The sequence below is a fragment of the Sulfurimonas autotrophica DSM 16294 genome (assembly GCF_000147355.1).
Classification (GTDB): domain Bacteria; phylum Campylobacterota; class Campylobacteria; order Campylobacterales; family Sulfurimonadaceae; genus Sulfurimonas; species Sulfurimonas autotrophica.
On sequence record NC_014506.1, the window covers coordinates 1,884,567 to 1,906,453 of the forward strand.

The window sequence follows — 21,887 nt, forward strand, 5'->3', positions numbered from 1 at the left end:
CTTATAGAATAATCTTCTAAAGCAGCTTCTCAAAAGTTGTATTTTTTAATTTTTTTCTGATAACACTTTCAACCAAGCGTGTTATAAAACCTTCATGCTCACTTTTCATCGTTTTTATAGCTGCTGCCAATGCACGAATATCATACTGACTCAGATAAATCTTTGGAACATTTTTATCAAGATTGAGTAGTGTATAAACTGCTGTGATTGCAGAACGAACAGAATATTCAACAGTAAATACACAATCACCCTCTATCTCACAAAACTGTCCTAAAAAAGCCAGATTTACACTGCCTTTGGGTACAACATGCGGTCTGTCTCCTTGGAGTCTGGGCATAAACTGACTTGTTATATAAGGCATCATCACAGGAATAACGATACACTCATCAACATACGCCTCCATATCCCCTTCATCTATTCCAAAATGGTACAGCAGTTCTTTAAGTAACTCTTCTCCTGAACATTCACTCATTTTCTTGTCGATAAAATCACCTTTGTTATCAGGATAGAGTGCGTATGCCCAAGCTACCGTATAATCAAAAGGCTGGTTTTTATACTGCGGCTGTCTGTTTACCGTGACACTCATGAGCCAGTTCGAATCTTTGATGGTAATAATCCCACCCGTTGCCGTTTTGTGCGGCAAAAATTTTCTCTCTGCAAAGTCCTCAAGAAGTTGGCGCATTTTTGGACCCTTGGCAGTTATGGTAAATGATTCCCATTTTGTTTTGTCTATATCACTGCAAAAAACTTCCGGTTTGCCAAAGGCTTCTTCTTTTTGTGCCAGTTTTTTCCACAATGCCCAACACGCGCCCTCATTACGATTTAAAACAGGAGCTGTATGCATATCTCCAAAAGAAAAGTTTTCCACCATTGAACCGTTAGTGAAAAAGACTAAATCATCCTCGCCTGTTTTTATGACCTCTTCTTTACCCTCTTTGCAAAGATGGATGGCGGTTACTGTTTTTTTTTTCTTTTTAATATCTATTTCTAAATCATTTACCGTGGTGTTAAAAACAAAGTTGACACCTTTATCCTCTAGAAGTTTTTTTAGTGGAAGCATCAAAGAGTCATATTGGTTATACTTGCTAAACACCAAACCCCGCATCGTACTCATTCCCGGTAAAAGATGGATAAAACGGTGCATGTAGCGCTTCATCTCGACAACACTGTGCCACGGTTCAAAAGCAAACATACTTCTCCAGTAAAGCCACATATCTGTCTCAAAATAAGATGGTTCAAAATACTCCTCAACAGTTGTCGTACCCAAATCTTCTTCTTTACTCAAAAGTAATTTTGTCAACTCTTTTATGTGCTTTTCTTCCAACCCTAAGCTTGTAGAGCGCTGTTTTTCTCCTCTATTGTAAATTACTCTCACTTTTGAAAAGTTTGGATCAATATCATTGAGTTCTTTTAACTCATCAAGAACAGTTCTTCCCTCTTCTTCCAATGACGGTACCCCAGCGTACAAATCCCACAAACACTCATAATGCTCTTCCATCTCTCGTCCTCCGCGTGCAACGAAGCCCTCCTCTGGATTACCTGTACCGTCTAACGCACCACCGACTAAACTACTCTCTTCAAATATCGTTATCTGAGGGCCCCTCATGTAGCCATCACGCATCAAATACTCAGCAGCGGCCAAAGAAGCTATACCCGAACCAATTAAAAAAGCTCGTTTATTTTCAATGCCTGCGGGTTTACGCGGATGGACTCTTTGATAATTATTCATGATTGGGTATCCTTGTCTTTAGATTTTAACTATTTATCATTATATTACAAAATATAAGGAATTTACATTGAAACTTACCTTTTTAGGAACAAGTGCCGGCAAGCCGACAAAAGAGAGAAATGTTACAGCTCTTGCTTTGGAGTTTGATCAAGACAACAAATGGTATCTTTTTGACTGCGGAGAAGCTACGCAGCATCAGATACTCAAAACTTCTCTTTCAGTTGGAAAGCTCTGTACAATTTTCATCACCCATCTGCATGGCGATCATTACTACGGACTGCCGGGACTGCTCTCTTCGAAAACACTCGACAAAGCCTTCTCTCCTCTTACAATCTATGGACCAAAAGGGATAAAACGCTTCATTGAGTGTGTCATAGACACTTCAAAGGAACATCTAGGTTATAAACTAGAAATAATCGAAATAGAAGCAAACACTGAATTGAGCTTTGACAAATTTTCACTCCAAGTTCTCCCGCTTGTACATTCTGTGGAGAGTTTTGCCTATTTTATAAAAGAGCATGACATCACAAACAAACTTGATGAAAAAAAGCTGCGATTAGAAGGACTGGAACCTTCACCGCTTTATGGAGAACTCAAACGCGGAAACAACATTACACACAAAGGCAAAGAGCTTGTCTCAAGTGAGTATATGCTTTGTCCCATACCGGGAAGAACGCTCATCATAGCCGGAGACAACAGTGAACCTGATATTCTGGGTGAGCATCTGGACAATCTTGACCTGCTGGTACATGAAAGCACTTACACACAAGAAGTTTACGATGCTCTGCCGACAAAGTTTCTTCACACAACGGCGAAAAATCTGGGCATTGCAGCACAAAAACATCATGTCAAAAACCTCATAGCAACCCACATCAGCGCAAGATACTCACAAGGCAGCTCTTATGATACACAGATGGTTTGTGACGAGATAAAATCTTCATACAAAGGCAGGTGTTTTGTAGCTAATGATTTTGATGTTTTTTATCTTTCGCGGGATGGAGGGCTTGAACAGCAATAATCTCTATTGCGTTTTTTATTCCTTGTGTGCCAAAATAGCTACAAAAGCTCCTTCTCCATACCCTTTTTTCACCGCAGTGTTCATATGATTTACATCATTTCCAAAAAGAGTTTGGACACAAGTAACATGAGAAAATCCAACTTTTTCTAACAAATTTATAATCTCCTCAGCAGTGTAAAAATGTGCCTCTTTATAAAAACGGCTCTGTTGGCTATTTTGCTCATATAATTTTCCAAGTTGTGAATTTTTATCTACAAATCCGATAATCACAGCACCTTTTGGTTCTAAAATTCTATAAATATTTTTTAAACTCATAAGAGGATCATCAACAAAACAGATAGTAGTTACCATAAGAACAAAATCATACTTTTCATCTGCCAAAGGAATATTTTCAGCAACACCTTTTATAATTTTAATCCCTTTCGTTTCGGCTATTTTAGCCATTGCACTTGAAGGTTCAACGCCTGTTTTAATATCAAGAGGTATGGCAAACTGTCCACTACCAACACCAATTTCAATACCATTCTTAAAAGGAGGCAAAAGCTTCTTTATCGCTTTTACTTCAGCTTCATAGAGCTCTGTATGTTTTAAAAACCAGAGTTCATACTCCTGAGAAAAATTTTCAAACGGTTTAATTTTTGGCATCGTAAAGTTCTCCTAGTAAATTTAAAAGCGGCAGATAAATCATTTCCACCTCAGCCATGTCAATATGACTCTGGTTTGGAAAGAAAAAATGCGTGTTTCGGTTACGCCGGGTTCTTATGATGACGTAAAACATCTCTCGTATCAGCTTCACCTTTTCTTGATCCATCCAAGATTTTGTAAAAAATTTCACTTCGGCACGTTTGAGTGTTGTACCGACTGTTCCGGTATTTATTTGTGCCACATAAGATATATCTAGCTCATGCAGTGTTTGTGCAAGCCATTCATTTGTAAATGCCGCCACTTTTGGACCATATTTCCCATGCGCGCGTCTGTGAAAAAAATTGACCTGATGTTTGAGCATGCAAGCTTTTAAGAGTATCTCAGTTGAAAGTGAAATATTGCGCCAAAAATCTACGTTCTCAAATGCAGTATATTTTTCTACTTTTGCAAGCTCAAATGTTTCATTTTTATAAATAATCACACCATCACAAGTAGCCAAGTGTAGTGCATATTTATAATTTTCTTGGGCAATATCGCTTAAATCTACACTCATATTTTAATTCCTTTACCCCAAGCTGGTTTTTAAGTAAAAAAAAGCTCTCTGTTGGCATCAAAATTTTCAACAAGAGTATTAAAACAGCTGCCGAGTTCACGAATTGTTTCCATATTTGGTTCTATATAAATTTTGTTTGATTTTTTTTCCATGGTAATTATGCCTGCTTCTCTAAGCTCTTTAAGATGTTTGGAAATTGTTGGCAGAGAAAAGTCAAAATGCTCTGCAATCGTACTGACACAGGTAGCATGGGGGCTGACTTTTACTTTTGGATCTTTTTTATCAAGAGAACATGTATAGCCACCGGTAAAAACATTTTTAAAAATTAAAAAACGCGTTTCATTCCCCAGGGCCTTGAATATTTTGATTTTTTGCTGCATATCTAGCATTAGTGTCCTTGACATTTTAATTATAAAATTATACCATACTCTCATCTATTTAGTTAAATGCCTAATTATGCATTTAGTTACTAAATGATATAGTTAAGTGTTTTTGATTAATTTCAATTGCTATGGATAACATTAAAAAAAAAGGAGATTAGAGTGAAGAAAATAGTGTTATTTTTAACTCTGCTAGGTCTAGGGCAGGCAGATGATGAAACTGCAAAGGTTGTTTATGATTTAACTACAAGTAATATAGCAAAATTTGAAAAAAACATATTAAAAGGTGTTGCCGTCAATAAAGCATATTACGAGGGAAATTTAAAAGAACTCGAAGTTACAGTCGTTATTCATGGCGGCGCTTACAGATTTTTTGTTAAAGATATAGAAAAATCTATGTTTAACACTAGTTTAAAATTAGTCGAAGCATACCCTGAATTACAAAAAAGAATAGCAAGCATGGCTGAGACATATGACGTAGAGTTTTTAATGTGTAAAGCTTCTATGCCAAAAAATCATCTTGAAACCAAAGATGTGGTTAAATATGTAAAAATCATACCAAATTCAACAATAGGTCTAATAGATAAGCAAAATGAAGGTTTTGCATATATCCCTGTTAGAGATTAATTAGATAATAAAAGGAAAATAAAATGAAAAATACTCTTACAAAACTGTTTATAGTAGGTGCACTTGTTGTATCAAGTAGTCTAATTGCAAAGCCATTAAGTAAAATGGATTTAATAAATCAGGCAAAAAAAGAAGTAGGTGAGGTAACACCTAAAAAGTTAAAATCTATGCTCGACGAGGGTGAAGATGTCATAGTTCTTGATGTTAGAGAGAGTGAACAGCATGCAGAGGGAAGTATTCCATTTGATGACTTTAACAAAGAAAATTTCCGTGCTGTCACACGCGGTAATTTAGAATGGAAAATTAACAAGATCATTCCGGATAAAGATGCGTATGTTGTAACATACTGCCGTAGAGGCGGACGCGGAGCATTGGCAGCACAAGTTATGAAAGAGATGGGTTATACACATGTAACAACGCTAAAAGGCGGACTAAAAGGATGGGCAAAAGCCGGTTATCCTGTAAAAACAGGTCTTGGGAATGTTGTACTAAAAAAGCAAAAATAAAAATGACAACGATTATCTTAAATCATCAGCCTTATGATGGCACAGATGTAACATGGAATGCATTGCGTTTGGCAAAAACACTTTTTAAAAGCGGTGAAAGTGTCAATATTTTTTTAATGAACGATGCAGTAGATTTGGCAAGGGAGAAAACTCCCAAGCCAAATAACTATGATTATGATTTGGTTGAAATGCTTAAAATAATGTATAGTGATGGCATAAATCTTCAGGTATGCGGTACATGTAATGCCCGCTGTGGTTTATTTAAAAATGAGCCATATTTTGATGCAAGTATTTCTTCTACAATGCCAATTTTAGCTGATTGGGTTATTAAAAGTGACAAAGTTATAAGTTTTTGAATAAGGTCTAAAGATGAAAAAAACAGACAATATAAAAATAATGTTGCTACTGCTTGTAGCTGTTGTGCCACTGTTTGCAGCAGATGAAAATATTTCATCAATGAATATAATTAGCATACTCAGTGGTGCTTTTGCTGCGGGAATTCTTCTTACATTCACTCCTTGTGTCTTACCGATGATTCCGATACTTTCAAGTGTAATTGCCGGGGAAGGAAAAAAAATTTCTAAAATCAAAGCGCTGCAGCTTTCATTTGCTTATGTATTGGGGACAGCTATTACTTATGCCGCAATGGGAGCACTTGCCGGTGCGACAGGAGAACAACTCCAGTCCTATTTTCAAAATGTTTGGGCTATAAGTATCCTAAGCATGATATTTGTTCTTATGGCACTTGCAATGTTTGGAGTTTTTACTCTACAGCTTCCATCATCCCTGCAAACACGTTTAGACAGTACTGCTCATAATTTTAAAGGCGGAAAATTTTTCGCTGTTTTTCTTCTTGGACTGGTATCAGCATTAGTGCTTGGTGCATGTGTATCTCCTGTGCTTATCTCATTTTTAAGTGTTGCTATTGCAACGAGTAATCCTCTTTTAGGTGCACAGACAATGTTTTCTCTTGCTCTTGGTATGGGTATTCCTCTACTGCTTATGGGAATGGGCATGGGCTATGTGCTTCCAAAAGCAGGTGCATGGATGGATGATGTCAAGTATTTTTTTGGTGCTCTTTTATTAGGTGTTGCTATTGCCATATTTTCCGAATTACAATTAATCTCATCACTTTTCTTATGGGGTCTGTATTTCATAGGTATTGCATTTTATATGGGAGCATTAAATTTTTATAAAGAAGAATCAAGCAACTGGCAAAAATTTCAAAGAATGATAGCTGTATTTTTGTTTATATGGGGAACCATTACGCTTGTCGGTGCAGCAAAAGGCAATAGTAATCTGTATCTGCCTTTACAGGGAAAATCAGCTGTCCTGCTGCCAACAGAACAAAATACCTTAACAAAAAAATCAGAACTTCCATTTGAAAAGATAAGTAATCTCCAAGAATTTACAACAAAAAAAGAATACGCCTTGCAGCAACATAAACCGATAGTTATATATTTTCACGCTGAGCATTGTAAAGTATGTGAAAAACTGAAAAATACTACTTTGAAAGATCCAAAAATAAGAAAAATACTTCAATCAAGTTACGTTGCATTGATGGTTGACATGACAAACAAATCAGATGCAGGAGCAAATACTATCAAGAAGAAGCTTAAGGTTTTTGGACCGCCTGCTTTTGTTATAATTGATGCTGATGGCACAGTACAAGAAGATGAAATCGCTTATGGATATCAATCAGCACACAATCTTTTCGATATGCTTGACATGAATGCAGAATAATCCTTTTAATGGGTGAAATTAGTATAGTTTTATATAAATTTTACTTTTTAGGAGTAATATAAAGTAAAGGAATTTATAATGAAAAAAGTAATATTAATTTTAGCCCTGCTGTTTGGCTTGGCTCAAGCAGAAGATGAGAGTGCAAAAGTAGTTTATGATTTGACGACAAAAAATTTAGCTAAGTTTGAGAAAAATATACTCAAAGGTATTGTTTTTAACAAGCAGCTTTACTCAAACAAACTAAAAGAGCTTGATGCTGCTGTTGTAATTCACGGTGGAGCATATAGATTTTTTGTGCAAGATTTAGACACGACAATCTTTAAAAATGACAAAAAACTTCAAAAAGTTTATAAAGAGTTAAAAAAGCGAATCGCAACTATGGCGGACACTTACGATGTAGAGTTTCTAATGTGCGGCGCAGCGATGAAACGAAATAAACTTACAAAAAAAGACATCGTTCCTTTTGTAACTATCATCCCAAATTCCACCATTGGGCTTATTGACAAACAAAATGAAGGCTTTGCTTATCTTCCTGTCAGAGATTAATAAAATAGTTTAATTGCTAATTTACTTGGTGTTGTCAAACTGATAGACAACACCATCTTCATACTCTTTTACCAGTTTGGTAAAACACTCGGCTATCTCTTTCATTGTCTCTATATTTGGTTCTATATAAATCTTATTTTTATTTTTAGTCATTGTAATGATGTCGGCATCTTTCATCTCTTTTAAATGACGAGAAATTGTAGGCAAAGCAAAGTCAAACTGCTCAGCTATACTTGTCACACATGTAGCCTGCGCAATCAAATCATCTGTTGGTTTTGTATTATCAATAGAACAGGCATAACCACCCGTAAAAATATTTTTAAAAATTTTAAATCTTGTTTCATTCCCTAAAGCTTTGAAAATCTGTATTTTTTTATCCATAGCAAGCATGCAACTACCTTAGTAATCATTTTATATGTAATATTATATCAAAAGAGCTTTTATTTAGCAATTTAGACAATTAACCTTATTTTAAGCTGCTTCTCTATAAACTTTTATATCAATTTAGCTAATAAGCTAAATACAATTAGGAATGGTTTTCATGGCTGACAACAAACAGATTATAGAACTCTATACAAAATTGGCACAAAATCCAACTAAAGATTTCGGTTGGGATAAAGGCTTAGACAATGCCAAAGCACATGGCTATAAACAAGAGTGGATAGATGCCACTCCACCAGAAGTATGGGAGTATTGTGCTGCAGTCGGCAACCCGTTTACATATGCTGATATACAAGAGGGAGATACCGTCTTGGACTTGGGCTGTGGTGCAGGCGTTGATCTCATGGTCTCGCGTTTACATGTAGGCAAAAGCGGCAGAGTCATTGGCGTCGATATTACTCCAAAAATGGTAGAAACTGCCCAAGAACATGCCAAACTTGCAGGCTTTACAAATGTTGAAATTTTAGAAAACAGTTTTGAGGCAATAGCCCTTGAAGATGAGAGTGTCGATGTCGTCATCTCAAACGGAGCCATTAATCTTACTGCATGTAAAGAGTCTGTTTTTACCGAAATATACCGTGTTTTAAAACCGAAAGGGAAAATCTCTTTTGCGGATATGATAGATATCTCAAAAGAAGCAGAGTGCTGCAACATCGAGCAAAATTCCTGCTGTGCCTCTGCAGGCGAAGAAGACTGGGCAAACTGTGTGGCCGGCACAATGAGAGAAAGTGAACTTATAGAGCTTATACAAAAAGCAAGTTTTGAAAATGTTACATGTACTGGTATGACCCACTACACAACTTCTGAAACAACACAGGGAGCGACCTTTTTTGCTACAAAAATACCGGCTGAGAAATTTAGAAATTCACACTGGGAAAACATCTTTCAAACAAAAGATTATACGCAGGTACTGTGGCACCAAAACTCTCCTAAAAAATCACTTGATTTTATTCGCTCTTTTGCAAAAACCGATGCTACAATTATTGATGCGGGCTGCGGTGCTTCTCTTATTGTAGATAATCTACTTGAACTTGGCTATAAAGACATTACACTTTTAGATACAGCAAGCACGTCTCTTGAACTTGTAAAGAAGAGAATAAATAATCTACATGTAAAGTATGTTTGCGACGATATTTTAACATTCGAAACACAAAAGAAGTTCGATATATGGCATGACAGAGCTGTTTTTCATTTTCTGCTCTCTAAAAAAGAGAGACAAAGATACTTTGAAGTACTCTCAAATTCACTCAAAGAGAATGCAACGGCAATTATCGCTACATTTAAGGTAAATGGAGAGATTCAATGTGCAGGACTTGACATTATCGCTTATGATTATAAAAAAATGTTAGAAGAACTGCCGAAAAGTTTAGAGCTTATTGAAAGTGAGGAGTATACACATATTACACCAAAAGAGAGCGAACAAAAGTACATTTATTTCATCATAAAAAAGCGTTCTCAATGAGATTGATGCTTTTTTAGGCATTTTTTGTAAGCAAACTATAATAAAAATATATTATAATACTTAAACCCACTAAAAATGGAGAAAAACAAAATGCATGAGAGAGAGTTTACTATAGATGCGAACAATCCCGAGTTAGAGTTTTTTTATGATTTAGATGATGCGTGTGCAAAAAGTATTTGTGAAAATGCACTTGAGATTCCTGAGAGTTTTATCAAGAAAATTGAGTGTTTTGAAGATGCTTTCACCGTTTATCTTAAACAATCCAGAAACTACTATAGAGAAGACTGGTATGTTAATTTAAGTCGTTTGGATTATGTTTCATAAAATTTAATTCATCTTCGATTTTGACATCTTTATAATATTTGTTCATAAGTTCTGCAGCAATGCCACTGCCGAGTTTTATGGTCTCTTTTTTCTCATTGAGAAGCGGCGTGGTGCCGTAGCCGCAGCTTGGTGATTTTGACTTTAATATAATTCGTTCAACTTTTGGATGCAGCTGTATAAAAGTATTAATTTCCTCTTTTAAAAGCTCTGTAACATCTTTGTTTGTCTCATCAGTTACAATTCTCTTTTCTCCATTTATTTCCAAGACATTAATGCGTTCTCTCGGCGTTCCAAAAAGCGGAGCTTCGGGACAAAACGGAATGATATCATACTCTTTTAACGCCTCTTTTACAGAATGAATCTCTTTTGTTTTGCCGTCATATCTGCAATACTCACCAAGTATGCAGGCAGAAACGATTACTCTTTTTTTCATATATCTCTCCGCAACATTAGTAATTTTTTTCTGTAATCTTGAAAGTCTTCCGGAACCTAGACTTTAGTCTATACTGAATTGCTTTAAAACCTTGCTTGTGATTTAGCAAATGACTACAGACTTTATCTCCGTCATCTCTTCTATTGCAAAACGCGGACCTTCACGCCCTACTCCGCTTAACTTCACACCGCCGTAAGGCTGTATGTCAAAACGAAGCGTCGGCATATCATTTATGACAATCCCACCCGCGTCAAGCTCATCTATAGCACGGTTTGTAATGCTTAAGTCATTTGTAAACACGGAAAACTGCAGACCGTAAGGCGAATCATTCATTCTCTCAACCGCATCATCAAAATCACTCACCTTAACAAGAGAAACAATAGGTGCAAAAACCTCTTCACAGACTATTGCCATATCATCTCTAACATTTGCCATCACACAAGGGTAAAAAGTTCTTCCCTCCAAACGCGGAACAAGCAGAGGAATTGCACCCTCTTTTATAGCCGAATCAATCCATCCCATTGCACGCTCACAGGCTTCATCATCTATAAGCGGTCCCATAAACGTTTCATCGTCATAAGGACTCCCGACTTTTAACTTTTTCGCAGCCGCCGCCATGAGCTCGGCAAACTCATCATAAATATCCTCCTGTACGTATATACGCTGCAATGATATACATACCTGACCCGAATTAACAAAGGCGCCCAAGGCACATTTTGTTGCCGCATAAGCTAAATCAGCTGACTTTTCTATGAAAGTTGCCGCATTTCCGCCGAGTTCAAGCGAGACTTTTTTTATACCTGCATGTTTTGTAATGATATTTCCGACAGGAACACTCCCCGTAAAACTCACAACGCGGGGAATATCACTTGTAATTAAGGCACTTCCTACCTCTGCATCACCATAAACAACACTCAAAGCATCCGGTATCGCATATTCACTCTCTATAAAAAGTTTTGCAAATTTATAAGCTGTCAAAGGTGCTTCAGGTGTAGGTTTAAGAACAACTGCATTTCCTGCAACAAGAGCAGGAGCGAGTTTATGTGCCACAAGATTTAAAGGAAAGTTAAAAGGGGTAATGGCAACCACGACACCTGCAGGCTCACGGCGAAAAAAGCTGAGTGTTTTTTTCCCGCTGTTCATGGCATCAGTGTTTATTGTCTCGCCATTCATAGTTCGCATCGTTTCCGCCGAGAGCGTCACAGTCTCAATACAGCGCTCAACTTCTATACGTGAAAATGCTATAGGTTTACCCACCTCATCAGTAATGGTCTTGGCCAAATCTTCTTTATACTCTTTAAGCTTTTGGGCAACATCGAGCAGCCATGCACATCTCTGTGCCAAAGTGCTTTTTTTGGCAAATACAGCCGCATTCTGTGCAATAGCCAATGCTTTTTTTGCATCTTCTTCATCACATATCGGTGCAGTTGAGACCACTTCCCCATTATAAGGTGATTTCCTTTGGCTTACATGCTCTTTACTCGCTTCACTTGAGCCGAAAAATATTTTTGCTTTTCTCATCACTCTTTCCTAAAACAATATTTTATATTAGGAAAATTATATCATTTTAAATATAATCCTAATACAATTAGGCTATGAAAACATTTATATTAACCCTAATTTTAGCATCTTGCCTTTTTGGATTTGAAACAGACAAATGGCTACATGATTATGATAAAGCTTTAAAAATTGCACAAAAAGAGCATAAAAACATTTACCTCTTCATCGGTGCTGATGAGTGCCATTTTTGTAAAAGATTTAAAGAAAAAACACTCTCGAAAAAAAAGGTTATGGGCAGACTTCATCAAGATTATATACTTATATATCTCTCACGCGACCGGCATTTCATTCCAAAAAAATTCCAAAAATTTGGAGTACCGAGACATTACTTTTTAAATAAAAATGGAGAAATTTTATTTGAGAGTTTCGGAGTGCTTGAACCAGCAGGCTTTTTTACCCTTCTTGATGAAGCTGATTTAAACGCAGACAACTAAGAGCAAGAAACATCACAATATTGGTCTCTAATATTTTTAAATTCATCAATATTATTTAAAAATATATCTACAAGCAAAGGATCAAAGTGTTTTGCTTTTTCTTCTTGAAACATTGCAACAATATCTTCATCCTTCCAAGCTTTTTTATACACTCTTTCACTTCCAAGTGCATCAAAAACATCTGCTACAGCAGTAATTCTTGCATACAAACTTATATCTTCACTCTGTAAACCTCTAGGATACCCTGAACCGTCATATTTTTCATGATGTTCATATGCTACCGTTGCTGCTAGCTGCAAAAGCTCCTTATCACTGTGCCTCAACATTTCATACCCCAGAGTTGTATGTGTTTTCATAATTTCAGTTTCCTCGGCCGTATGTCTTCCCGGTTTATTGAGTATGGCATCCGATATACCTACTTTTCCAATATCATGCATTGGACTAGCCTCTTTTAACATCTGCGCATGAAATTTATCCAAACCGCAATACTCAGCCAGCAACCGTGAATACTCAGCCACCCGCCTTACATGATTTCCTGTCTCTTTTGAACGACTCTCTCCGATTGTCCCCATGGTAAATATAATTTCTTTTTGCGTTTCGCGTATATCTTTATTTAAAGCTACTATATCTTTAATTCTTCTATGAACCTCTTCTTTAAGATATTCATTCATATTTTCCATATGTTCCTGTAACTCTTGCAAAGTTTTTTTATCTGTAATATCCTCTCGCAGTGCATGGTACCCGATAACCTCACCGTTATCATCATAATATGGTTCTATATGTGCCCAAACCCAATAATACCCACCATCTTTCGTTCTGTTTTTTATCTCACCATACCAAGATTTTCCGGACTGTAAAGTCTGCCATAAATCTTCAAACAGCTCATCTGGCATATCTTTGTGTCTTACAATATTATGGTTTTTTCCTAAAAGCTCTTCTTTTGAATACTTGCTTATTTTACAAAATGCTTCACTAGCATATACTATTTTTCCAGTTAAATCAGTTGCAGAAAAAATTACATCTTTATCAAATATTTTGAGTAAATACTCTTTATCTATTATATTATTAAAAAAATTTGTTTTCAAAAAAACTCCTAGTGGAATATCCTTTTTTTTATTATACAACTCAGTATATTAAATTAAATTAAATTATATTGTAATATTCTCTACCATTACAACATTATTTGGCGTAACTACTATAGCATCAAGTATAAAATCTACATGTAAGGATTTTTTTTTCATATAAACATTCGCAGTTTTTATAATACGAGAAAGTTTTGTAGGGGTAATATTTTGAATAGCAAGCTCATAATCTTCACCGCTTTTTACTTCTACAAAATGGAGGACATCATCTTTTGTGGCAATAATATCAATCTCGCCGAATCGGGAATAAAAGTTCCGTTCTATTATTTGGTAGCCGTTTTGGGTTAGGAAAGAAGCAGCTTTATCTTCTGCTATGTTTCCTTTTGCTCTGCTCATGGTTTTATGTCCTTTGAAATATTAAGCCGTTGTCGGCAAGGTTACAGAAAAAAATTTAGTTTTTTTCCAAGTCACGCTTTAGCGTTTGAAAACCTTGCTTCCGAAAGAATTTAAAACTTTTTTCGGAACCCAGACTTCAGTCTGGTGTTCGCTTAGCAGTTTATTACTTCGACCTGTACGGATTTGAACGCAGCAGTTAGGATTAGCTCATCACTCTTGTCACCAAAAAGATTGTTTATTTTAGACTCAGCATGATGGAAGGTTGCAAAAAGTGTTTTTGGCTGTACCTTGTCCGTAATTTTTACTCTGAGCGGATTGGTTTGGCCCCATTCGCTTTTGAGTATTACTTTTTCACTGACAAACTCATCTGCATCACCCTCATATACCAGCAAAATATCTTCATCGTATCTGTCATTAAGCTTTGGACTTCGTTTCGTCTGTGCGGCATTATTGTAATGTGCTAATGTTCTTCCCGTTGTAAGATGGTAGCCTTTAAGAGATCTATTTTGTATCTCCTCTACCATGCCGCGAAGCTTGTACTGATGGTACACGAACCTGCCCAAGCCGTCATCTGTTCTAAAGTCCAGCTGGTGCAGAATCGGTGTATCTTCTGTATGTACAGGCCACTGCAACCCGCGTTTGCGGTGTTTTTCGAGTCTGTGATAGTCTGCTCCGCTAAAGCGTCTGTAAGCCACTTCTCTTACCTCATCCCAGACATCTTTTGAGCTTGCATAGTTTGCATCTCCGCCCATTTTATTGTCAAGTATCTGCAGCACTTCCCAGTCATCAGGCAGGTCAGATTTCACAAGCGGCTGTGAAAGATGCAGTCTTCTCATAGCATTCACATACACGCCCGTCTTTTCATACGCAGATTTCACACCGACAACAATATCTGCACGGTTTGCAATATCTGTCATAAAAAGTTCTTGAACAAATATGAGTTCCAGTTTTTCAAAAGCACGGTCTACTTTGTTTAAATTAGGATGAATATGCGTTAAATCTTCCCCGATATTAAGCACCGCTTTTACTCTGTCTTGCAGCATTTCATCCACAAGCTGCGGCGTCATAAGACCAACTTCTTTGGGTTCTTGATAATCCGGGTCATAATATGGAAGCATTCCCATATCACAAGTTCCCTGAACATTATTTTGTCCGCGAAGTGGCATCAGTCCTGCACCTTGCTTGCCGATATTTCCAGTCATGAGCGCCAAGTGTGTTATAGCCATAACCGCATAACTTCCGTCTAAATGCTCTGTTATGCCCAATCCCCAAAATATCATAGACTTTTTCAGTGCATATTCACGGGCCACTTTTCGTACCATTTTAGAAAGATACTCATAGCCTTCAAGTTCCTCAAAATAATCAGGATTTGCATAAGGATCATTTAAAATCTTATCTTTAAATATTCCAAAGCCTTCTGTTCTGTCTTCAATAAAACTCTCATCATACAACTCTTCATCTATAATGACATAGGCCAGCATATTTAAAATAAGAAGATTCGCTTCATGCGGCATAATTGCTTTGTATTTTGCAAATCTGTGCAGTTTAATCTCGCGTACGTCAAACACCGCCAAATTATCATTTTCACGTGCCACATCAAGAATTCTATTGGCAATAATAGGGTGCGCTTCTGTAGTATTTGAACCGATAACTATCATAAATTCAACATTATAAATATCATTATATGGATTGGTGGCAGCGCCCTCTCCTATGGTTGCACGCATTCCTTTAAGCGATGGAGAGTGACATACTCTTGCACAGTTGTCAACATGAGGAGAGTTGAGTGTATGACGGGTGAACTTTTGAAAAAGGTACGAACTCTCACATGATGTTCTCGCTCCACCGATAGACGCAACAGCCTTGCGTCCAAATTCAGCTTGAATCTCTTTAAGCTTCATAGCGCATGCTGTAGTAGCTGTGTCCAAGTCACACTCGTACCAGGTATCATCTAAATCCACTAAAGATGCAGCAACAGCCTCTTTGACAGCAGGATTTTTTTCTAAAAAACTTTTACGAATACGCGGAATACGCAGTCTGTCCTGGGCATCTACAAAGTCAAACCCGTACTTCCCCTTAATACAGAGCTTTCCCTGCGAAACCACACCGTCAGGATGTGCAAAAATCTTTTTGATTTTATTCTCTTTGACATCTACATGTGCCGCTATATCACACCCTACACCGCAGTATGTACATACGCTGTCTATTGTCTCTATATTTTCCATTATTCTCTATCCCTTACTCTATCATTACGACTTTAAAGTTAATTTTTTGTAAAAAAATATTTTAGAGGCTCAGACTGCAAGGAGGATTTGTCCTCTCAAATATTCTTTTACAAAAAATCTAATGCAAGGAGTTTACAATTCTTTGTCTTAAAAAGCTTGGAAGAAGGTTTAAAACTTTTATAATTAAATAAAATCTAAGGGGAAAGGCATAAAACTCCCGACCTTTATCTATCGCCCTTTTCATTCGTGCCACACCCTCTTTTGTTTCAAGTAAAAAAGGCATAGTAAATTCATTTTTATCAGTGAGTTCGCTCTTTATAAATCCCGGTAAAATCGTAATTACTTTTATGCCGTATGGCTTGTATTTATATTGTATGCCTTCGGCATAAGCATTGAGTGCACGTTTGGATGAAGAGTAAACTTTTGAACTCGGCATAGAGAAAAGTGAAGCTAAAGAAGATATAAAAACGATTGTGCCGCTTTTTTGTACCTGTAGTTGCGGTAAAAGTACTTCCAAAATCGCATGATTTGCAAGTACGTTCACATTATAAAGATTTTGAAATTCATCTATTGTCGGAATATTATTTGTATGCCCAAGAGATATGCCGGCATTCAAAATGAGTAAATCAACCACACCGATTGATTTTATTTTTTCTTGCAGTTTATGAAAATCAGTGACATCTACAACAATCAAAGTAATACTTTTACATTTTGGAGTGAGTTCGTTTTGAAGGTTTTTGAGGTTTTGCTCTCGACGAGCTAACAAGATTAGCTCTGTGTCTTCTGATGCATATTGGCGTGCAAATTCGGCACCAAGACCAGAACTTGCACCTGTAATTAAGATTTTCATCTTAAAAGTTACACTATCCTGATCATGGCAGGTTTTGCATTGACAAAATCAAGTGCTTCAATTTCATTCATCATATTTTGAATATCTTTTTCCAAAGCAGAGTGTGTAGATATAAGAAGATTCGCACTTGCATTATCAGTTGGACGCTGGAGCATAGTTTCAATAGAAATATTGTGTTGTTCAAAGATTTTTGTCAGTCCTGCCAAAACACCTGCTCTGTCTGAAACATTTATTCTCAGGTAGTATTTTGACACTATGTTTTCAGTCGGTTTCAGCGTTAATTGACTCCCCTCCATCGGTCTGTTAAACCCGAGCATAGGAGTTGATTTTCCACTTCTTGCAATGTCTATGATGTTAGCTACAACAGCAGAAGCTGTAGCATCTCCACCCGCACCCGGACCATAGTAAAGTGTTTCGCCCACTTTATCACCTACAACAGAGATACCGTTCATAACACCGTCTATTTTAGCTATCATCTCATTTTGGTCTATTAAGCAGGCATGCACACGCAGTTCTACTTCATTTTCATCTTTTTTTGCTATACCTAAAAGCTTAATGGCATAGCCGAACTCTTTTGCAAAAGATATATCATCCTGCGTAACATTATCAATACCCTCTATAAGGATATCTTCCGGTTTTGCATCTATACCGTAAGCGATGGAAGCTAAAATAAGCAGTTTGTGTGCAGCATCATATCCACCTACATCAAAAGTAGGATCAGCTTCGGCGTATCCAAGTTCTTGAGACTCTTTAAGTATAGCATCATAAGCTACACCGTCATTAGTCATTTTTGTCATCATATAGTTACATGTACCGTTCATGATTCCCATCATAGATTCTATATGATTAGCAGACAAACCATCACGAAGAGCTGTAATAATAGGAATTCCACCGGCAACACTTGCTTCAAATTCAAAGGGAATATCTTTTGCCATCTCCTGCAGTTCATATCTGTGATAGGCAAGCAGTGCTTTGTTTGCTGTAACAACAGCTTTACCAGCTTTAAGTGCACGTTTTACAACTTCAAACGGCTCTTCTACACCGCCCATCAACTCTACAACGATGTCTATTTCATCATCATTAAGAATATCATCCACATTATCTGTAAGTGTAATGTCTAAACCTCTCTCTTTTTGAAGGTTTTTAACGACACCGCTTTTTACAACAATATCAACACCTGCACGGGCAGAAATTACATCTGCATTGTCCCTTAAAATTTGTGCTACACTTGTTCCGACGGTTCCAACACCTATTATTCCAACTTTTATCATTACTTTTTACTCTCTTTATTGCAGCCGTCAAACTGTTTTAAGAACTCTTTGATATTTCTTGCAGCCTGACGAATTCTGTTGTCATTTTCTATAAGTGCTATACGAACATAGCCCTCACCATATTCTCCAAAGCCGATTCCAGGAGCAACCGCAACACCTGCTTCAGTCAAAAGGCGCTTTGAAAATTCCAAAGAACCCAGATGTGCGACACAATCAGGAATTTTTGCCCATGAGAACATCGTTGCTTCATTCTTTTGTATATGCCAGCCTGCACGGCCAAAGGCTTCAATAAGCACTTCTTGACGATGATTGTATTTTTGTGTAATTTCATTCACACATGTCTGATCGCCGTTAAGGGCAACAGTCGCAGCCACTTGAATAGGTGTAAACATCCCGTAATCAAGCCATGATTTTATCTTTTGCAGCGCGCCGATAAGTTTTTTATTTCCCACAAAAAAGCCTACACGCCAGCCCGCCATATTGTAAGATTTTGAGAGTGTAAATGACTCTACGGCAACATCTTTTGCTCCCGGAACACTCATGATAGAAGGTGTTTTATAGCCGTCAAAAGTGATGTCGCCATAGGCAATATCAGAAATAACATAAAATCTTTTCTCTTTTGCCATTGCGACCAGACGCACATAAAACTCAGGTGTTACCGTTGCTGTCGTCGGATTATGCGGAAAGTTTACCAAAACATATTTTGGTTTTGGAGAGCTCTCTTTAAAGACCTTTTCTAAACTTTCAAAAAATTTGTCTTCATCAACACGATAATGTTCATCAAACTCTATACCGAATTTTATAACATTCCCACCGGCTAAAATAAAAGAGTACTCATGAATCGGGTATGTAGGATCCGGAACAACTGCAACATCCCCTATATTCGTGATAGCATACGTAAGATGTGCATAACCTTCTTTTGAACCCATAGTTGCAACACATTCCGTTTCAGGGTCTAATTTACAGTCATAACGACGCTCATACCAGTCTGCTATGGCTTGGAGTAATTTCGGAATACCTTTTGAAGAGGAGTATCCATGTGTTTTCGTTTTTTGGGCTGATTCGACAAGTTTGTTTCTTATATGTTCCGGCGTCGGACCATCTGGATTTCCCATTGAAAAATCTATAACATCTTTACCGGCACGGCGCTCAGCCATTTTTATATCATTTACTTCCGCAAATACATACTTCGGCAATCTCTCAACTCTATTAAAATTAAACTCATCAAACATTTTTTACCCTATAACCTGAAATAATTAATGATATTTTAGCGAAAAATTATTAGAATAAAGTTACGGTCTGTGAATTACCTTATACCCTTTGGATACAAGAGAAGCTTATCTTTAACATTTTTAAGTGTATACATATCCGATATTTTAATATATTTCGCATTTTTAGGCATATTGAGTGTCAATTTTTTATAAATTTTATCTTTTTTGAAAAGTTTTAAAAGATGTAAAGATGCATCATAATAAGCGATATACGGGTACCATCTGTTTCTTCTTGAACTCCTGATTTTCAAGCTTCTGATTTTTGAAATATCAAGCCAATGTGCATAGAGAGAGCGCTTGAGTTTTAACTCTTCGCCTGCATGTAACTGTGCAACATTGAGATATCCATTTGTAATATCAATTGTATATGTCCACTCTTTGGCAGAATTTTTTTCTACATCAACAATATTACAGCCGCTTTTATGCAGTTCATTTTGCAGTATCAAAGGGTCTGTCGCATACTCTGATGTTAAATTAATACTCCATATGAACTCTGAAGTGTCAAAATTTGATGCTGTTGTTACATACCGAAAATAACCAATATTTTGCAGAGTGTCTTCCATAATTTTTACAAAAAATAGAGGAAAACCGCTTGTCTTAAAATTGAGGCGAAAATCTTGCGGTGACTGAAAGAAAAGATTCAACAAACCATTGTCTTTAAGTGTTTGTATAACTTTTACCGCGTCCACTCTGTCTTTTACGTAAAAAGAAGATTTTGGCTCAAAAATTACATTGATAAAATCTTTATTGGCTTCATAAGACTTTTCACTTAAAAAACTTTTGATTTTTGTCGTTAAGGGATCTTCTTGCAAGTCATCACAATGTGAAAAACTAAAAAACAGTAGTAGGACAACTAAAGCTTTTACCATGCATTACCTCTGTTAAGCCTTTTAAATTCATCAAAAGTAAGCTGGGTAATTGTACTATCTTTATAAAGTAGTCTGAGTGTTTTTTTTGAATTAAATTTCTTTTGCTCTGAATTAATAATAACATCAATATATCCATGTCCAAATATTAAAAGCCACTCTTTATTTGGATCTAAGTCAAATTCTCCAGTAAATGTTTTTTGATATTTTTTATTTGTCTCTACATCAATGTAACCCATCCAGACTTTTGATCTTGCAACAATTTTAAAGCTTTTTTGCAAAGCTTTTTCTTCTTTAACCACAGAGGTGCTCTGCACCTTTTCTTGAGTTACGTTGACATCTTCTAGCGTTTTATTTTCATCTTTTTGACTTATATTTGCATCAGGCACAATACAATTAATATTTTTCTTTGCATTATTAATGGTTGTGCTATCTATTATTGTAGTATGGTTTTGCATATTTTTATTTGCATATTCCACTGTATAGAAAAGAGCGACAAGGAACATTATCATGGCGATTAAAATATAAAGAAGCGTAAAGTTTCTGCTTTTTTTAGGTGCTATAAAAATTCCATCTTCCGTTGTTGTTTCAACAGGGTTTCTTTCGTCATAATAGGCAACTCCGGTACTCTTAAGTTCACTTAAATCAATGTTATACTCTCTTTGCAATATTGAAATAAAACCTATAAAATGAATTTTGGTAAGCCCGTCAAAACTCTCATGTAAAAGGGCTTGTATATGCTCAACGGGTATATGCGTATCTTCATATATTTTTTGAGCACCAATATCTTTTAATTTTTGCAGTCCATCATTGTTCATATCTCATCCTGTCCATTAAAATAGCTCCGGCGACACTTACATTGAGCGAGTCAAAATCATGTGCCATTTTTATGCTTACTATATTGTCTAATTTGGAGCTTACTCTTGAGGTAAGACCTTCGCCTTCATTTCCCAAAACCAAAACTCTCTTTTTAACAATTTTTGCCTCTCTAATATCTACACCACCCATATCAGCACCATAACTGATAAAACCAGACATTTTAAAATCATTTAATAAATTGTGAATGTTATTCTCAACGGCCAAAGGCATATCAAAAAGTGCGCCTGTACTCGTTCGAAGCAATGGTTCAATATTAAGATGTTTGATACCGCTCACAATGATTGCATCGACACCCAGTGCATAAGCACTTCGCACAATTGCTCCGATATTGCCGACATCTGTTAGGCCTGCCAAAACAACAACGAAATCTTTGTTTAAAAATGTTTGATAATCATGAAGCTTGTAATCTTCTACCTCAGCCAAAAAACCTTGATGATTGGCATTTTTACTCATTTTGACTGCTGCTTCGTTGGGGATGCGCTTTATCTCAAAGCCCATTTTCATAAGACGAGAATACTCTTTTTTATCAAGTTCCTTTGCCAGGTACAAAGTCTTTATTTTTTGCGGATAGTTATTGATTAAATAATATATTGGTTGTTTTGCATAAATTAACATAAGAGTATTTTATCTAAAAAAAGTGTTAACTTAC

Annotated in this window: 25 protein-coding genes; 9 read left to right on the forward strand and 16 right to left on the reverse strand. The window is 36.5% G+C overall.

Annotated features, from left to right (window positions below):
* Nucleotides 1-16: 16 nt before the first annotated feature.
* Nucleotides 17-1,729, reverse strand: coding sequence for an oleate hydratase (locus SAUT_RS09580; RefSeq protein ID WP_013327687.1), 1,713 nt, complete (start codon nt 1,727-1,729; stop codon nt 17-19).
* A 67-nt stretch (nt 1,730-1,796) separates the two neighbouring features.
* Here SAUT_RS09580 and SAUT_RS09585 point away from each other — a divergent pair, with 67 nt between their 5' ends.
* Nucleotides 1,797-2,747 (forward strand): ribonuclease Z, encoded by a 951-nt coding sequence (locus SAUT_RS09585; protein WP_013327688.1) that lies wholly within the window; start codon nt 1,797-1,799, stop codon nt 2,745-2,747.
* Between the two features lie 15 nt (nt 2,748-2,762).
* Here the strand turns inward: SAUT_RS09585 and SAUT_RS09590 are convergent, their stop codons facing one another.
* Genes SAUT_RS09590 through SAUT_RS09600 form a run of 3 tightly spaced genes read right to left on the reverse strand, consistent with a single transcriptional unit; the run spans nt 2,763 to nt 4,334 of the window.
* Nucleotides 2,763-3,392 (reverse strand): class I SAM-dependent methyltransferase, encoded by a 630-nt coding sequence (locus SAUT_RS09590; protein WP_013327689.1) that lies wholly within the window; start codon nt 3,390-3,392, stop codon nt 2,763-2,765.
* Nucleotides 3,379-3,945: a hypothetical protein gene (locus tag SAUT_RS09595; RefSeq protein ID WP_013327690.1), complete on the reverse strand. Its 567-nt coding sequence runs from the start codon at nt 3,943-3,945 to the stop codon at nt 3,379-3,381. Before SAUT_RS09595 ends, SAUT_RS09590 begins: the two co-directional genes overlap by 14 nt.
* A 29-nt stretch (nt 3,946-3,974) precedes the next feature.
* A complete protein-coding gene (locus SAUT_RS09600; RefSeq protein WP_013327691.1) occupies nt 3,975-4,334 on the reverse strand; it encodes an ArsR/SmtB family transcription factor in 360 nt (119 codons plus the stop codon).
* 153 nt (nt 4,335-4,487) lie between these two features.
* Between SAUT_RS09600 and SAUT_RS09605 the strand changes: the two genes are divergently transcribed.
* From SAUT_RS09605 to SAUT_RS09625, 5 genes are all read left to right on the forward strand, one after another.
* Nucleotides 4,488-4,952 (forward strand): DsrE family protein, encoded by a 465-nt coding sequence (locus SAUT_RS09605; RefSeq protein WP_013327692.1) that lies wholly within the window; start codon nt 4,488-4,490, stop codon nt 4,950-4,952.
* A 23-nt stretch (nt 4,953-4,975) separates the two neighbouring features.
* Complete coding sequence (locus SAUT_RS09610) at nt 4,976-5,458, forward strand: rhodanese-like domain-containing protein (RefSeq protein ID WP_013327693.1); 483 nt, start codon at nt 4,976-4,978, stop codon at nt 5,456-5,458.
* A 2-nt stretch (nt 5,459-5,460) separates the two neighbouring features.
* Nucleotides 5,461-5,814, forward strand: coding sequence for a DsrE/DsrF/TusD sulfur relay family protein (locus SAUT_RS09615; RefSeq protein ID WP_013327694.1), 354 nt, complete (start codon nt 5,461-5,463; stop codon nt 5,812-5,814).
* Nucleotides 5,815-5,827: 13 nt separating this feature from the next.
* Nucleotides 5,828-7,201, forward strand: coding sequence for a protein-disulfide reductase DsbD family protein (locus SAUT_RS09620; protein WP_013327695.1), 1,374 nt, complete (start codon nt 5,828-5,830; stop codon nt 7,199-7,201).
* A 78-nt stretch (nt 7,202-7,279) separates the two neighbouring features.
* Complete coding sequence (locus SAUT_RS09625; protein WP_013327696.1) at nt 7,280-7,747, forward strand: DsrE family protein; 468 nt, start codon at nt 7,280-7,282, stop codon at nt 7,745-7,747.
* Between the two features lie 21 nt (nt 7,748-7,768).
* Here the strand turns inward: SAUT_RS09625 and SAUT_RS09630 are convergent, their stop codons facing one another.
* On the reverse strand, nt 7,769-8,137 hold the full coding sequence (locus SAUT_RS09630; protein WP_013327697.1) for an ArsR/SmtB family transcription factor: 369 nt from the start codon (nt 8,135-8,137) through the stop codon (nt 7,769-7,771).
* Nucleotides 8,138-8,288: 151 nt separating this feature from the next.
* Here SAUT_RS09630 and SAUT_RS09635 point away from each other — a divergent pair, with 151 nt between their 5' ends.
* Entirely contained in the window at nt 8,289-9,650 is a 1,362-nt protein-coding gene (locus SAUT_RS09635) for a class I SAM-dependent methyltransferase (protein ID WP_013327698.1), read from the forward strand.
* A gap of 90 nt (nt 9,651-9,740) precedes the next feature.
* Entirely contained in the window at nt 9,741-9,974 is a 234-nt protein-coding gene (locus SAUT_RS09640) for a hypothetical protein (protein ID WP_013327699.1), read from the forward strand.
* Here SAUT_RS09640 and SAUT_RS09645 read toward each other — a convergent pair.
* Nucleotides 9,943-10,407 carry a 2-thiouracil desulfurase family protein gene (locus tag SAUT_RS09645; RefSeq protein ID WP_013327700.1) on the reverse strand — a complete coding sequence of 155 codons (465 nt, stop codon included), beginning with the start codon at nt 10,405-10,407 and terminating at the stop codon, nt 9,943-9,945. The two genes, SAUT_RS09640 and SAUT_RS09645, sit on opposite strands and share 32 nt — an antisense overlap.
* Nucleotides 10,408-10,509: 102 nt before the next feature.
* Nucleotides 10,510-11,928, reverse strand: a complete 1,419-nt coding sequence (locus SAUT_RS09650; RefSeq protein WP_013327701.1) for an aldehyde dehydrogenase family protein — start codon at nt 11,926-11,928, stop codon at nt 10,510-10,512.
* 74 nt (nt 11,929-12,002) lie between these two features.
* On the opposite strand from SAUT_RS09650, the gene SAUT_RS09655 reads away from it, so the two are divergent.
* Nucleotides 12,003-12,401 (forward strand): thioredoxin family protein, encoded by a 399-nt coding sequence (locus tag SAUT_RS09655; protein ID WP_013327702.1) that lies wholly within the window; start codon nt 12,003-12,005, stop codon nt 12,399-12,401.
* On the opposite strand, the gene SAUT_RS09660 is transcribed toward SAUT_RS09655, so the two are convergent.
* The 9 genes from SAUT_RS09660 to rlmB all read right to left on the reverse strand — a co-directional run bounded on the left by SAUT_RS09660 (nt 12,398) and on the right by rlmB (nt 21,853).
* Nucleotides 12,398-13,486: an HD domain-containing phosphohydrolase gene (locus SAUT_RS09660; RefSeq protein ID WP_013327703.1), complete on the reverse strand. Its 1,089-nt coding sequence runs from the start codon at nt 13,484-13,486 to the stop codon at nt 12,398-12,400. The two genes, SAUT_RS09655 and SAUT_RS09660, sit on opposite strands and share 4 nt — an antisense overlap.
* A gap of 63 nt (nt 13,487-13,549) precedes the next feature.
* Complete coding sequence (locus tag SAUT_RS09665; RefSeq protein WP_013327704.1) at nt 13,550-13,879, reverse strand: YraN family protein; 330 nt, start codon at nt 13,877-13,879, stop codon at nt 13,550-13,552.
* Nucleotides 13,880-14,031: 152 nt separating this feature from the next.
* Complete coding sequence (locus SAUT_RS09670; protein ID WP_013327705.1) at nt 14,032-16,101, reverse strand: molybdopterin oxidoreductase family protein; 2,070 nt, start codon at nt 16,099-16,101, stop codon at nt 14,032-14,034.
* Between the two features lie 118 nt (nt 16,102-16,219).
* Nucleotides 16,220-16,951, reverse strand: a complete 732-nt coding sequence (locus SAUT_RS09675) for an SDR family NAD(P)-dependent oxidoreductase (RefSeq protein WP_013327706.1) — start codon at nt 16,949-16,951, stop codon at nt 16,220-16,222.
* Nucleotides 16,952-16,959: 8 nt separating this feature from the next.
* Nucleotides 16,960-18,222 (reverse strand): homoserine dehydrogenase, encoded by a 1,263-nt coding sequence (locus tag SAUT_RS09680; protein ID WP_013327707.1) that lies wholly within the window; start codon nt 18,220-18,222, stop codon nt 16,960-16,962.
* Nucleotides 18,222-19,454 carry an LL-diaminopimelate aminotransferase gene (locus SAUT_RS09685; RefSeq protein ID WP_013327708.1) on the reverse strand — a complete coding sequence of 411 codons (1,233 nt, stop codon included), beginning with the start codon at nt 19,452-19,454 and terminating at the stop codon, nt 18,222-18,224. Before SAUT_RS09685 ends, SAUT_RS09680 begins: the two co-directional genes overlap by 1 nt.
* Nucleotides 19,455-19,528: 74 nt before the next feature.
* Nucleotides 19,529-20,362 (reverse strand): hypothetical protein, encoded by an 834-nt coding sequence (locus SAUT_RS09690; protein WP_013327709.1) that lies wholly within the window; start codon nt 20,360-20,362, stop codon nt 19,529-19,531.
* Nucleotides 20,356-21,177, reverse strand: a complete 822-nt coding sequence (locus SAUT_RS09695) for a hypothetical protein (RefSeq protein WP_013327710.1) — start codon at nt 21,175-21,177, stop codon at nt 20,356-20,358. The genes SAUT_RS09690 and SAUT_RS09695 overlap by 7 nt, the downstream gene beginning before the upstream one ends.
* Nucleotides 21,167-21,853, reverse strand: a complete 687-nt coding sequence (gene rlmB, locus SAUT_RS09700; protein WP_013327711.1) for a 23S rRNA (guanosine(2251)-2'-O)-methyltransferase RlmB — start codon at nt 21,851-21,853, stop codon at nt 21,167-21,169. The genes SAUT_RS09695 and rlmB overlap by 11 nt, the downstream gene beginning before the upstream one ends.
* Nucleotides 21,854-21,887: the final 34 nt, after the last annotated feature.